Here is a 13,439-nt window from a genome sequence, read left to right on the forward strand (position 1 = left end):
CCGCCACCTGCTGGCCTACAACCACCCGGCCGCGTCGGCCGAGCTCCTGCTGGAGGCGTTCATCGCCGGACCGCGCCAACGCAAGCTCCTGCTGAGCCCCCCCCCCCCCCCCCCCCCCCCCCCCGGCGCCCCCCGCACCCCCCCCCCCCCCCCCCCCCCCCCCCGCCGCTCTCACGCGTCGCGCTTCTCGAACAGCAGCGCGCCGACGATCAGCAGGACCACGACCTCGATCAGGAACACCGTGAACCCGGTCCACGGCGCGAACGCCTTGTCCGAGTGGCGGTTCGACTCGCCGAAGGCCGTCACCTGGCCGCCGGCGTTGCCCGGCATCACCTTGTACAGCCAGCGGCCGACCGAGCCGGGGATGAGCTGGACCAGGTTGCCGATGATGAAGATCAGGGCCAGGCCGATGGTGATGGCCCCGGCCGTGTGCCGGAGCAGGAAGCCCATCGCCAGGCCGAACAGCGACAGCCCGGCCAGGTACAGCGCGCTGCCGAAGATCGCGCGGGTGGCGCCGGGGTAGGACATGTCCACGCCGACGTGCTTGGCCCGCAGCGGGATGTTGCCCAGGTAGAAGCACGCGAACGCGGTGGCCAGGCCGATGACGAAGACCATGACCGCCAGCAGGATCGCCTTGGACACCAGGATCTCGGTGCGGCGCGGCATCGCGGTCAGCGTGGTGCGGATGCCGCCGGTGGAGTACTCGGCGCTGATCGTCATCACGCCCAGGACGTAGGCCGCGATCTGGCCGACGAAGGCCAGGCCGACCAGGACGATGTCGGCGGAGTCGGGCTTGCCGGCGGCCAGGTCCTTGGCGTAGGAGTTCGCCGCGGCCAGGCAGATCAGGAACGTGATGGCCGCGGAGCCGGCGAAAAGGGTGATCAGGGTCCAGAAGGTGGCGCGGACGGTGCGGATCTTCAGCCACTCGCTGGAGATCACGTTGCCGAAGCCGGCGCGGCCCTCGATGCCGGGCCCGGGGCCCGGGCGCGCGGCGGTGGCCGGTGCGGTGGTCATCGCCGGGCCTCCCCGCTGCCGGCGGCCGGGGGCGGTGGCGGCGTCTGCGTCTGCGTCTGTGTGGGCGGCTGTGGCGTCTGCGGAACCAGCCCCGGCTGGCCGAGCACCTGGCCGGGTTCCATACCGGGCACCCCGGCGTGGTACTCGACGCTGTCCGCGGTCATGCTCATGAACGCCTCCTCCAGGGACGGCTGGACCACCGCCAACTCGTGCAGCCACAGCCCGTTCTCGCCGGCCAGGTCGCCGACCGCCTCGGAGCTCACGTCGAAGACCTCGACCGCGCCGTCGTCGTCGGGCAGGGCCTCGGTGCGCCAGCCCTTGGCGGCCATCAGCTCACGCAGCTTGCCGATGTGCGGGGAGCGGACGCGCACGTGCGTGGTCGCGTTCTGCGCGATGAACTCGCGCATCGTGGTGTCGGCCTTGATCTCGCCGCGGCCGATGACGATCACCCGGTCCGCGGTCAGCGCCATCTCGCTCATCAGGTGGCTGGAGACGAAGACCGTGCGGCCCTGCGCGGCCAGCGACTTCATCAGGTTGCGGACCCACAGGATGCCCTCGGGGTCCAGGCCGTTCACCGGCTCGTCGAACAGCAGCGTGCCGGGGTCGCCGAGCAGCGCCGCGGCGATGCCCAGGCGCTGGCCCATGCCCAGGGAGAAGTTCTTCGAGCGCTTCTTCGCCACCTGCTCCAGCCCGACCAGGCCGATGACCTCGTCGACCCGCCCCAGCGGGATGCCGTTGGACTTGGCCAGGCACGCCAGGTGGTTGTAGGCGGTGCGGCCGCCGTGCACGGCCTTGGCGTCCAGCAGCGCGCCGACCTCGCGCAGCGGCACCGGCAGGTTCCGGTACGGCTTGCCGTCGACCGTGACGCTGCCGTCGGTCGGCCGGTCCAGCCCCAGGATCATGCGCATCGTGGTGGACTTCCCGGCGCCGTTCGGCCCGAGGAAGCCGGTGACGGTCCCGGCCTCGACGGCGAAGTCGGCGTGGTCGACCGCGACCTTGTCGCCATAGCGCTTGGTGAGCCCGACGGCCTTGATCATGCGCTGCTCCTCGCGATCAGGCGACGCGCGGCCGCCGAGGTCAGGGCGCGCGCCAGACCCCGGATCTCCCGCCGCCGCGCGATGACCACCTGGGCCGCGGCCACGGTGAGCACCGCGGCCAGCGCGGTCGGCCAGGCGCCGCTCCAGACGGAGGCCGCGTGCTGCGGGAGGTGCGGGGCGACGGCGCCGCGCGAGCGAGGCTCGGCCAGCGGAGCGTCGGCGGCGGCGGACACGCGCACCACGGCGGCCGTGGCGAACGCCGCCACGAAACCGGCACCGAGCGCCGGCGCGCCGATCCAAGCCCGCCGGACCAGGAGCGCGGCGACGAGACCGACGGCGATCGGCACGAGCGCGTGCGCCGACGGCCGGCCGAGCGCCACGCCCGCGGCGAACCCGACCACCGCCCCGGCCCACGTGGCCCCGACCGGCCCGGCGACCTGGATGACCAGCGCGTCGGCCGGCTCGGCACCGGCCGCGGTGAGGGCCTCGCGGCGCGCGCCGAGGCCGTCGAGCAGGTGCCGGATCAGGGCGGCCATCGCGAGCAGCGCGGGGATGGCGACCGCCGGATACAGGGCCCCGGCGAACGGCCACGCCGCGGCGGCCGACGCCAGCGCCGTGCCGCCGACGAGGAGGTGCTCGGTGCGCGGCGCGGCGCGCAGCAGCGAGGCGGCGACGCGCAGGCGGTAGTCGAAGCGCGTGATCGGGGTGGTGGTGGTCAGGACGCTCATCGCGAGGCCTCCGAGTCGGTGCGCGGGGGCTGTGCGGCTGGCTGGTGGGGGGCGGCTGCGCGTGCGATCGGGGTGGTCGTCAGGGCACTCATCGTCCGCGCTCCGCCCCCGAGCCGACCGGCGAGAACCGGTGCTCGCCGCGTGCGTGCCGGCCGATGCGGTGCGGCAGGCCGCGGGCCTGGTGGTTGATCATCGCGCCTGATCCGGCGAGCGGTTCGTCGGCGTCGGCGGCTTCGATGGGTTCGATGGGTTCGGCGGGCTCAGCCTTCTCCACAGGTCCAGCCGCAGCCGCCGCGACCTTCGCCGTGACCTTCAGCGCGATCTGCCGGTCGGCCCAGCGCGCCACGTCCTCGTCGTCGCTGGCGACCACGATCGTCAGCCGGTGTGTGCCGCACGCCGCGCGCAGGATGCGCAGCAGCTGGAAGCGTTCCGCGGCGCTCAGGCCCTCGGTCGGGTCCTCGGCGAGCAGGACCGCCGGGTCGAGGACCAGGGCCCGGGCCAGTGCCACCCGGCGCATCTCGGCCGGTGTCAGCTCCGCGATGCGCCATTCGGCGCAGGCGGCGGCGTCCAGGCGCTCCAGCCAGCGGAGGGCGCGGCGGCGGGCTTCCTGGCGGCCCAGGCCGGTGAGGATCAGCGGCAGGGCCGTGTTCTCCAGCACCGTGAGCTCGGGCAGCAGTTTGCCGACGCGCGGGGCGACGGCGCACTGGGCGTGCGCGAAGCGGAGTCGGGCCGCGGGGCGCAGGGTGTGCAGCGGCTCGCCCTTGAGCCACAGTCCGCCGGGCCAGGCCGGGTCGGCGCCGGACAGCGCGCGCAGGAAGCCCTCGTCGCAGGCGCCGGGCAGGGCCACGATCTCGCCTTCGCCGACGGCGAGGGTGAGGGCGTCGGGCCCGAACTCGCGGGCCAGCAGGATCGGGTTGTCGGACGGGATGCTCACGAGCACCCGTGTGCCCTGAAGGGCGCAACGGCCTAACCAAGGTTGCGCCGGACGTGCGACCCCGCCGGGCATGTCCGGCGCCGCGCCCGACAGTGTTCGAACAGTCGGGAATCCGTTCCCGGCACCGGAACCGGGCCGGCAGTCAGGCCGGGTACGCAGTCAGATCGGTACGCAATCAGATCGGGTACACGACCCCGGTCAGCTTCTCCGACTCCTCCCACAGCCGCACCGCCAGTTCCTGGTCCTGCGCGCGCCTGCTTGGCTGCACCAGCTCCGGGTGCCCTCGCGTCTCCATCACCTTCGGGCATCCGTAGTACTGGCCGCCCTCCACGTCCGCCGCGACCGCCGCCCGGACCTCGGGCAGCGCGCCGATCGCCGGCTTCTGGGCGAACAGCGGATTGCCGATGTGCATGATCGCCTTGCGCCACCCGGTCGGCCCGGCGAACTGCAGGTTCGTGGCCGAATACCCGGGGTGCGCCATCAGCGAGCGCACCGGCGAGCCCGCCGCGGTCAGCCGCCGCTGCAACTCCAGGCCGAACAGCAGGTTCGCCAGCTTCGACTGGGCGTAGGCGGCGTTGGGGTTGTAGCCCTTGGTCCGCATCAGATCGTCGAAGTCGATCGACCCCTGCTTGTGGAAGGTCGAGGAGACGGTCACCACGCGCGGGTCGGGCCGTCCGGCGAGCAGGTCCAGCAACAGGCCGGTGAGGGCGAAGTGCCCCAGGTGGTTGGTGCCGAACTGCATCTCGAAGCCCTGCTTCGTGGTCTGCTGCGGCGTCATCATCACGCCGGCGTTGTTGATCAGCACGTCGATGCCGACCGCGTCGTCGTGCAGCCCCTTCGCGAACGCCCGCACCGAGTCCAGGTCGGCCAGGTCCAGCGTCCGCAGCTCCAGCGAGGCGCCGGGCACGTCCTGCCCGACCCGGGCCACGGCGGCCTCGCCCTTGACCCGGCTGCGCGCGGTCATCACCACGTGCCCGCCCTTGCCGGCCAGCAGGCGCGCGGCCTCCAGGCCCAGGCCGCTGTTCGCGCCGGTGATCACGAACGTGCGTCCGTGCAAGGCCGGGATCTCCTCGGCAGTCCACTTCGTGGTCATGACGTCGTCCTCCAGACACGGTCCGTCGCGGCCGCTGCCGCGCAGCACACCATGCCGCATGTGGCACTCAGTGTCAATCATGGCGCGCAGGCGCTGTTGCCGCTGCTACTGTGGGGGCGTGCGGCGCAGAACGGAACAACCCGGCCTGACCCTGGCGGAGCGCAAACGCCAGCTGGTCCGCGACGAGCTGGCCGAGGCGGCGCTGCGACTGCTGGCCAAACAGGGCTTCGAGCGGACGACCGTCGACGAGCTCGCCGCCGCCGCGGGCGTCAGCCGCCGCACGTTCTTCCGGTACTTCGCTTCCAAGGAGGACGTGGTCATCTCCTCCGTGGTCGTGGTCAGCGAGGGGATCCTCGCCGAAGTCGCGGCGCGGCCGGCCGAGGAGCCGCCGGCGGTGGCGATCCGTGAGGCGGTCAAGACCGTGGCCCTCGAAGACTTCGCCGAGGACCGCGAGAAGTCGGTCGCGCTGATCCGCCACACACACCAGATCCCCGCACTGCGCGCACGCTTCGCCGAGCGCCTGGACCTGCTGCGCGACGATCTGGCCGGGGTCCTGGCCCGCCGGGCCGGCCGCGAGAGCCCGACCCCGCGCGACCAGTTCGCCGCGGGCCTGGGCCTGATGGCGTTCGCCGGCGCGATGCAGTACTGGGCGGCCTCCGACGGCCACGCCGACCCCGCGACCGTACTCGACGTCGCATTCGAAGAAGCTGGTCAAGCATTCGTGGTGTGAGATAGGTTCCCGGGCGTCGTCAGCCAGACGTAACGGGAACAGGGGTGGGGCATGGAGTTCGCCGAGTGGGTCGTATCAGGGCTCGATCAGCTCCGGCTGGGGCAGCTGCCGGCCGGAAACGACTTCTACGCCACGGCTTCGGCCGGTCTCGGGGGCGATCCGCGGCTGGCGTCCTACGTGAACAGCGGCGACCCGGCGGCGCGGGCCGAGCTGGTGCAGGCGATCGCCGTCGCGGTGGCGGCGAACCCGGGCTTCGAGCAGCAGCTGCGTGATGCGGCCGCCGCGGCCATGCAGGCCCAGGGCCAGGCGCAGGGTCCGGTCGGCGGCAAGCCGCCGTTCCTGAAGACCACCAACGGCCTGCTGGTGATCGTGGCGGCGGCCGTGGTCGTGGTCGGCGGCGGCATCGGGCTGGCGGTGGGCCTCGGCGGCAGCGGCGGCAGCCTCGCCTCGATCGCGAAGGGGACCTGGTCCTGCCGGGCGTCGGGCGGCGGCATGAGCGGTGCCGGGGTCGGCCTGACCATCGGCGACGGCACCTGGAGCGCCGGCGGCGACTCGGGGACCTGGACGCAGAGCGGCAGCACCGCGACGCTGCACGACGACAACGATCCGGAGAACGACGTCAAGGTGAGCGGACTGCCGTCCGGAGCCGGTTCGTTCACGGTCACCCTGGGGCCGGCCAAAGACGTCGCGCAGTTGGTGGAGATACACGCCAAGGGGACGCTCGCGGCGCGCACGATGACCATCACGATCCCCGGCGACAGCGGCGACGTCACGTTCACCTGCACGAAGTAGCCGTAGGATCGGTCGTCCCGGACACGGGGAAGTTGTCCGGGACGACCGTTATAGCCGGATTCTGATGAAGAATCAGTGCCCGAGGAAGCGCCCGAAGACCTTCGCGCGCACCGAGGACTTCCCGGTCCGCTCCTCCTCGGCGTCGGCCGCGCTCATCGTCCGCAGGCCGATGTTCGCGCCCAGCCAGCGCAGCGGTTCCGGCTCCCAGCGCGGCGAGCGGTGGTTCACCCAGGGCAGCCGGGTGAGCTCGGTGTCGCGGCCGGTCAGCAGGTCCGCGAGGGTGCGGCCGGCCAGGTTGGTCGCGCCCACGCCGTCGCCGACGTATCCGCCGGCCCAGCCCAGGCGCCGGCCCGGGTCGTAGCCGACCGAGGCGAACCAGTCGCGCGGAACGCCCAGCGCCCCGCCCCAGCGGTGGGTGAACGCCGTGTCCTTCAGCACCGGGAACAGCTCGCGCAGCGTGCTGCGGATCTCGGCGTGCACCCGGTCGTCCCGGTCGTAGCCGGGCTCGATCCGCGAGCCGAAGTGGTACGGCGCGCCGCGTCCGCCGAACGCCAGCCGGCCGTCGGCGGTGCGCTGGCCGTAGATAATGAGGTGGCGGAAGTCGGAGAAGGTCTGCCGTCCGGCCAGCCCGATCTGCTCCCAGACCTCCTCCGGCAGCGGTTCGGTCGCGACCATCAGCGAGTAGACCGGCGCCACGTCGCGCTGGAAGCCGGCGATCGACGGCGTGTAGCCCTCGGTCGCGCGCACCACCTTGCCGGCCCGGACCCGGGCGCCCCCCGCGGTCTGCACCACGCCGCCGCGGATCGCCGTGACCGCCGTGCGCTCGTGGATCGTGACGCCGAGCCGCTCGACGGCCTCAGCCAGGCCGCGTGCCAGCATCGCGGGCTGGATCGCCGCGCAGTGCGGGGTGAAGGTGCCGCCGAGGACGTTCGAGGCGCCGACCATCGCCGAGGCCTCGGCGGCACTGAGCAGCCTGACGTCCTCCTCGCCGAAGCCGTACTCCCGCTCCTCCTCGACCGAGGCCTTCGCGCGGGCCAGCTGCACCGGGGTGCGGGCCAGCACCACGGTGCCGCCCTTGGCGAAATGACAGTCGATGCCCTCGTCCGCGACCACGCGCCCGACCTCGTCGACGGTGTCGTTCAGCGCACGCTGCAGGGCGACCGCGCGCTCCCGGCCGCCGCCGACCCTCGCGACCTTCGCCAGCGAGGCCGGGAACAGCGACGAGCACCAGCCGCCGTTGCGGCCGGAGGCGCCGAACCCCGCGAACTCCCGCTCCAGGACCACGATCCGCAGCGACGGATCGGCCTTCGCGAGGTAGTAGGCGGTCCACAGGCCGGTGTATCCGGCGCCGACGATCGCGACGTCCGCGTCCGCGTCGGCGGCCAGCGCGGGGCGGCTCGGCGCGGAGCCGGCCGCGGCCGCCTGGTCCAGCCACAGCGACAGCCCGCCGTCGACGGCACTCACCGGCGCCACTCCCGGATGTAGCCGGGAACGTCGATCCCGTCCGCGAGGTTCGCCGCGGGCACCGGGTCGCAGTACGCCTCGTGCAGCGGCACGACGCCGGCCCACACCGGCGCGTCCAGGTCGTCCGGGTCGTCGCCGGGATCGCCGGTGGAGATCTTCACGGAAGCCTCGGTCAGCGGCAGCGCCAGCACCACGGTCGCGGCGAGTTCCCTGCGCTTGGGCGCGCGCAGCTCCTTCCAGCGGCCCGGCATCAGGTGCTCGGTGATGCGTTCCAGCGCCGCCTCCTTCTCGCCCTCCGGCAGCATCCGGCAGGACCCGAGGACCATCGCGCCGCGGTAGTTCATCGAGGACTCGAACGCCGAGCGGGCCACCACGAGCCCGTCCAGCAGCGTCACGGTCAGGCAGGTCGGCGCGCCCTCGGCCAGCGAGCGGAACAGGCGCGAGCCGGTGGAGCCGTGAAACAGGACGCGCTCGCCGTCGCGGGCGTAGGCCACGGGCAGGATGTACGGCTGCGCCGAGCGGTTCGGGCCGCTGTTGTCGGTGACGGCGACGTGCGCGACCAGGCCGGCGTCGAGGATCGCGTGCAGGGCGGCGCGGTCGGTCGCGGCCTTCTCGGGCAGCCGGCGGACGCGGGTTCGGGGAGTGGAGCCGACAGGCTCGGCGGCGGGGGAGTTCATGGTTATCAGAACCATCCGGATCACACAGGGTTGGGAAAAGCCCCGGAAGCGCCGGTGGTACGGGGGATACCGCCGCTTCCGGGGCCGGGGGCGCAGTTCGGTTCAGGGTGCCGAAAGCGCCGGGGGACTCGGGACTACAGCCGGGTCCAGGCCTCGGTCAGCACCGAGCGCAGCGTCTGCTCGATCTCGTCGAACTCGCTCTGCCCGACGATCAGCGGCGGCGCGAGCTGCACCACCGGGTCGCCGCGGTCGTCGGCGCGGCAGTACAGGCCCGCGTCGAACAGCGCCTTGGACAGGAAGCCGCGCAGCAGGCGCTCGGCCTCGTCGTCGTCGAAGGTCGTCTTGGTGGCCTTGTCCTTCACCAGCTCGATGCCGTAGAAGTAGCCGTCTCCGCGCACGTCGCCGACGATCGGCAGGTCCTTGAGCTTCTCCAGCGTCGAGCGGAAGGCGCCCTCGTTGTCCAGCACGTGCTGGTTCAGGCCCTCGCGCTCGAACAGGTCCAGATTGGCCATGCCGACCGCCGCGGAGACCGGGTGCCCGCCGAAGGTGTAGCCGTGCGGGAAGTAGTTGGTGCCCTCGTAGAACGGCGCCGCGATGCGGTCGGACACGATGGTCGCGCCGATCGGGGAGTAGCCGGAGGTCATGCCCTTGGCGCAGGTGATGATGTCCGGGACGTAGCCGAACTTGTCACAGGCGAACATGGTGCCCAGCCGGCCGAACGCGCAGATCACCTCGTCGGAGACCAGCAGCACGTCGTACTCGTCGCAGATCTCCCGCAGCCGGGCGAAGTACCCGGGCGGCGGCGGGAAGCAGCCGCCGGAGTTCTGGACCGGCTCGACGAACACGGCCGCGACCGTCTCCGGGCCCTCGGTGAGGATCATGTTCTCGACCTGGTTGGCGCACCAGATCCCGAACTCCTCCTCGCTCATGCCAGGCATGCCGGTGATCTCGTCCGCGCGGTAGTAGTTCGTGTTCGGCACCTTGTGCGCGCCGGGGACCAGCGGCTCGAAGTACTTCTTGGCGTCCGGGATGCCGGTGATGGACAGCGCGCCGTGCGGGGTGCCGTGGTAGGCGATGTTGCGCGAGATGACCTTGTGCTTCATCGGCTTGCCGACCAGCTTGAAGTACTGCTTGGCCAGCTTCCAGGCGGTCTCCACCGCCTCGCCGCCGCCGGTGGTGAAGAACACCTTGTTCAGGTCGCCGGGGGCGTAGTGGGCCAGCCGGTCGGCCAGCTCGATCGCCTGCGGGTGCGCATAGCTCCACAGCGGGAAGAACGCCAGCTCCTGGGCCTGCTTGTAGGCCGCCTCGGCGAGCTCTATGCGGCCGTGGCCGGCCTGCACGACGAACAGGCCCGCCAGGCCGTCCAGGTAGCTCTTGCCGTTGCTGTCGTAGATGCGCGCGCCCTCGCCCCGGACGATCGTCGGCACGGGGTTGTCCTTGTACCCGGACATCCGGGTGAAGTGCATCCAGAGATGGTCGTAGGCGGATTTGTCCTGGCTGTCGGTGCTCATTACTCTTCCTCGCGTCAAGGAGTGGATCGTTCGGGGACGGGCCCGGTCGGGCGCCGATCTTGCCGCTACAGGGCGCCCCAGGTGTACGTTTGTTTGCGAAGCTTCAGATAGACGAAAGATTCGGTCGACCGGACCTGCGGGAGAGCTCGGATCCGCTTGTTGATGATCTCCAGGAGGTGGTCGTCGTCCGCGCAGACCACCTCCACCAGCAGGTCGAAGGATCCGGCGGTCATCACCACGTAGTCGACCTCGGGCATGCCGGCCAGCGCCTCGGCCACCGGGTCCAGGTCGCCCTCGGCGCGGATGCCGATCATCGCCTGGCGGTGGAAGCCCACGGTCAGCGGGTCGGTCACGGCCACGATCTGCATCACGCCGGCGTCGATGAGCTTCTGCACCCGCTGGCGCACCGCCGCCTCGCTCAGGCCCACCGCGCGGCCGATCGTCGCGTAGGCGCGCCGTCCGTCCTGCTGGAGCTGCTCGATGATTGCCTTGGACAGGGGGTCCAAGTGGTAGCCGCCCGCGGCGCCGCCGGCCCGGTCGTTCGTCCTGTCGGTCACGAAAGGGATTGTGACAACGGGAACGGTATCTTGGCAAGGCTTCCTCGATGGAATCCGTACGCGAGGACGTTTTTGAGCACTGAATCCATCGTCACTGTCGACCCAACTGTGTAGGCTGGTCTCATCCGGACCGGCACAGATCCGAAGGAGAGCAACACCGTGGAAGCACGTCAGCTGCGCAACTACGTGGGCGGCAAGCCGGTCGACACCGTGTCGGGCCGGACCAGCCCGATCGTCGACCCGGTCACCGAGCAGGTGATCGCGCACGCGCCGATCTCGGAGTCCGACGACGTCGACGCGGCGATGCGCGCCGCCGCCGACGCCTTCCCGGCCTGGCGCGACACCACCCCGGCCGAGCGGCAGCGGCTGCTGCTGAAGGTGGCCGACGCCATCGAGGCGCGGGCCGCCGAGATCGTCGCGGTGGAGTCGCAGAACACCGGCAAGCCGCTGGGGCTGACCGCCTCGGAGGAACTGCCCCCGATGGTCGACCAGATCCGCTTCTTCGCCGGCGCGGCCCGGATGCTCGAGGGCGCGGCCTCGGCCGAGTACCTGGCCGGCCACAGCTCCTGGATCCGGCGCGAGCCGGTCGGGGTCTGCGCGCAGGTCGCGCCGTGGAACTACCCGGCGATGATGGCGGTGTGGAAGTTCGCCCCGGCCATCGCCGCGGGCAACACCGTGGTCCTGAAGCCCTCGGACACCACGCCGATGTCCGCCCTGCTGATGGCCGAGATCATCGGCGAGATCCTGCCGGCCGGCGTGTTCAACGTGATCTGCGGCGACCGGGACACCGGCCGGGCGATGGTCGAGCACAAGACCCCGGCGATGGCCTCGATCACCGGCTCGGTGCGGGCCGGCATGGAGGTCGCCAAGAGCGCCGCCACCGACGTCAAGCGGGTGCACCTGGAGCTCGGCGGCAAGGCGCCGGTCATCGTCTACGCCGACGCCGACCTGGACGCCGCGGTCGAGGGCATCTCGGTCGCCGGGTTCTTCAACGCCGGCCAGGACTGCACCGCGGCCACCCGCGTGCTGGTCGAGGACGCGGCGTACGAGGCCTTCGTCGAGAAGCTCACCGAGGCCGCGAAGAACACCAAGACCGGGAACCCGGACGACGAGGACGTGCTCTACGGCCCGCTGAACAACGCCAACCAGCTGCGCCACGTCACCGGCTTCATCGACCGGCTCCCGGCGCACGCCAAGGTCGAGACCGGCGGCGCGCGGGTCGGCGACACCGGCTACTTCTTCGCCCCGACCGTGGTCTCCGGCCTGGAGCAGGACGACGAGATCATCCAGAACGAGGTCTTCGGCCCGGTCATCACGGTGCAGAAGTTCTCCGGCGAGGAGCAGGCGCTGACCTGGGCCAACGGCGTGGAGTACGCGCTGGCGTCCTCGGTGTGGACCAAGGACCACGGCAAGGCCATGCGCGCCGCCAAGGCCCTGGACTTCGGCTGCGTCTGGATCAACACCCATATCCCGCTGGTCGCCGAGATGCCGCACGGCGGCTTCAAGCACTCCGGGTACGGCAAGGACCTGTCGATGTACGGGTTCGAGGACTACACCCGGATCAAGCACGTGATGAGCAACATCGAGGCCTGACCGTCCGGGGCGTGACCGCGGGGCCGGCTCGGGACGGTACTTGACCAAAACCCCCGGGCCGGCCGGTGCGGCTTTGCCTCATCATGAGCCCATGGACGCGAGCACCCATTTCCGGGAGCGCGGCGCGGTGATCGCGGCCCTGATGGCCGGGGATCTGGACGCCGCGGACGTGGTGGCGCACACCCGGCCGGCCGTGGAGACGCTGGGCCTGCTGGTGCCGATCGACGGGCTGACGGAGGACTATCTCGGCGGGCGCGCTCCGGCCGGGCTCGCCGTCACCCGCAGCGACTTCGAGCCCTGGCGCCGGCAGCTGCTCGCGGTGGTCGCGGCGCTGCTCCGGCGGTGGGTCGGCGAGGACCCGGAATCGTGGCTGGCGCTGATGATGCGCGCCGGCGCGCACCCGGGCTCGGTGGTCGAACTGATCGACTCGGTCGCGCGTCCGGACGGCACCGATCCTTCGCCGGGTGCCGGCGGCCGTGCGCCCCGGTGGCCGCGCGGGGTCGACGCCTCGGCGGTGCTGGTGGCGATGGCGCCGCCCGGGATCGCGGAGGCTTTCCTCGAGGGCTGCGCCGAGAACGAGGTGTTCGGCGGGGTCCTGACCCGGATGCTGGATCGGGGACCGCTGCATCCGCTGTTCGTCGAGTACGCACTCGGCCCTTCGGGGACCGAGGCCATGCGGTCCGCGCTGGACCGGAACCCGATCTACGCGATCACGAAGCTTCGCGAACTCGTGCTGCGTGAGCGCGATGACATCGCCGTGTTGGAGCAGGCCTACGTCCAGCGCGGAGTCGATCGCGCGCTGCGGATCGGGCTCGTCCGGCTGGCCGAGGCGGCCGGCGGGTTCCGGCCGCGGTTCGCCGCACGGCTGGAATCCTGCGCCGAGGACGTCGCGGTGTTGGAGCCGCTGCTGGTCTCCGGCGATCCGCGGCTGGTGCACTGGGTTCTGCGCCGGATCAACAACCGGGTGCGGGTGCCGGCGATGCGCTGGGCCGCCTACGCGACGCTGTGCCGCACGGCCGGCCCGGAGCCGGTGTGGGCGCTGGAACAGGAGCGGGTCGGTGCCCTGTCGAGGATGGCCGAGCCGGTGCGGGCGTCCATGGCCACCGGGTCGGCGGCGCCGATCCTGGCCGCCGCCGAGGCCGCGCCGGTGAGCGTCGGGACGCCGGGGTCGGTGATGGAGCTCGGGGCGCCGCTGATCGAGCCGTGGCCGTACACCGGGCTGATCGAAGAACACGTCGACCGCGACTGGCGGCGGCTGGTCCTGGTGGACGACCTCGCTCCAGCCGCTTCCGCAGCCCTTGCCCGATAG

General features: G+C 72.0%; 13 protein-coding genes. 4 read left to right on the forward strand and 9 right to left on the reverse strand.

Annotated elements, in window-relative coordinates:
- Positions 1-171 precede the first annotated feature (171 nt).
- The 5 genes from ABH926_RS48935 to ABH926_RS48955 form a co-directional block, all read right to left on the reverse strand.
- Positions 172-1,014, reverse strand: a complete 843-nt coding sequence (locus tag ABH926_RS48935) for an ABC transporter permease subunit (RefSeq protein WP_370374275.1) — start codon at positions 1,012-1,014, stop codon at positions 172-174.
- On the reverse strand, positions 1,011-2,051 hold the full coding sequence (locus ABH926_RS48940; RefSeq protein ID WP_370374276.1) for an ABC transporter ATP-binding protein: 1,041 nt from the start codon (positions 2,049-2,051) through the stop codon (positions 1,011-1,013). The genes ABH926_RS48935 and ABH926_RS48940 overlap by 4 nt, the downstream gene beginning before the upstream one ends.
- Positions 2,048-2,779, reverse strand: coding sequence for a hypothetical protein (locus ABH926_RS48945; protein ID WP_370374277.1), 732 nt, complete (start codon positions 2,777-2,779; stop codon positions 2,048-2,050). The genes ABH926_RS48940 and ABH926_RS48945 overlap by 4 nt, the downstream gene beginning before the upstream one ends.
- Positions 2,780-2,867: 88 nt before the next feature.
- On the reverse strand, positions 2,868-3,713 hold the full coding sequence (locus tag ABH926_RS48950) for an ATP-binding cassette domain-containing protein (protein ID WP_370374278.1): 846 nt from the start codon (positions 3,711-3,713) through the stop codon (positions 2,868-2,870).
- 175 nt (positions 3,714-3,888) lie between these two features.
- Positions 3,889-4,887, reverse strand: coding sequence for an oxidoreductase (locus ABH926_RS48955; RefSeq protein WP_370374279.1), 999 nt, complete (start codon positions 4,885-4,887; stop codon positions 3,889-3,891).
- 37 nt (positions 4,888-4,924) lie between these two features.
- Here ABH926_RS48955 and ABH926_RS48960 point away from each other — a divergent pair, with 37 nt between their 5' ends.
- A complete protein-coding gene (locus ABH926_RS48960; protein WP_370374280.1) occupies positions 4,925-5,536 on the forward strand; it encodes a TetR family transcriptional regulator in 612 nt (203 codons plus the stop codon).
- A 51-nt stretch (positions 5,537-5,587) separates the two neighbouring features.
- Positions 5,588-6,328, forward strand: a complete 741-nt coding sequence (locus ABH926_RS48965; RefSeq protein WP_370374281.1) for a hypothetical protein — start codon at positions 5,588-5,590, stop codon at positions 6,326-6,328.
- A 72-nt stretch (positions 6,329-6,400) separates the two neighbouring features.
- On the opposite strand, the gene ABH926_RS48970 is transcribed toward ABH926_RS48965, so the two are convergent.
- The 4 genes from ABH926_RS48970 to ABH926_RS48985 form a co-directional block, all read right to left on the reverse strand.
- Positions 6,401-7,801, reverse strand: coding sequence for an NAD(P)/FAD-dependent oxidoreductase (locus tag ABH926_RS48970; RefSeq protein WP_370374282.1), 1,401 nt, complete (start codon positions 7,799-7,801; stop codon positions 6,401-6,403).
- On the reverse strand, positions 7,789-8,469 hold the full coding sequence (locus ABH926_RS48975) for a pyridoxamine 5'-phosphate oxidase family protein (RefSeq protein WP_370374283.1): 681 nt from the start codon (positions 8,467-8,469) through the stop codon (positions 7,789-7,791). Before ABH926_RS48975 ends, ABH926_RS48970 begins: the two co-directional genes overlap by 13 nt.
- A gap of 134 nt (positions 8,470-8,603) precedes the next feature.
- Positions 8,604-9,980 (reverse strand): aspartate aminotransferase family protein, encoded by a 1,377-nt coding sequence (locus ABH926_RS48980; RefSeq protein WP_370374284.1) that lies wholly within the window; start codon positions 9,978-9,980, stop codon positions 8,604-8,606.
- Between the two features lie 65 nt (positions 9,981-10,045).
- Positions 10,046-10,537, reverse strand: coding sequence for an Lrp/AsnC family transcriptional regulator (locus tag ABH926_RS48985; protein ID WP_370374285.1), 492 nt, complete (start codon positions 10,535-10,537; stop codon positions 10,046-10,048).
- Positions 10,538-10,696: 159 nt separating this feature from the next.
- On the opposite strand from ABH926_RS48985, the gene ABH926_RS48990 reads away from it, so the two are divergent.
- Together ABH926_RS48990 and ABH926_RS48995 are read left to right on the forward strand one after the other, a co-directional pair.
- Positions 10,697-12,130: a gamma-aminobutyraldehyde dehydrogenase gene (locus ABH926_RS48990; protein ID WP_370374286.1), complete on the forward strand. Its 1,434-nt coding sequence runs from the start codon at positions 10,697-10,699 to the stop codon at positions 12,128-12,130.
- 91 nt (positions 12,131-12,221) lie between these two features.
- Complete coding sequence (locus tag ABH926_RS48995; protein WP_370374287.1) at positions 12,222-13,439, forward strand: hypothetical protein; 1,218 nt, start codon at positions 12,222-12,224, stop codon at positions 13,437-13,439.

Origin of the sequence: Catenulispora sp. GP43, assembly GCF_041260665.1 — a bacterium.
Classification (GTDB): domain Bacteria; phylum Actinomycetota; class Actinomycetes; order Streptomycetales; family Catenulisporaceae; genus Catenulispora.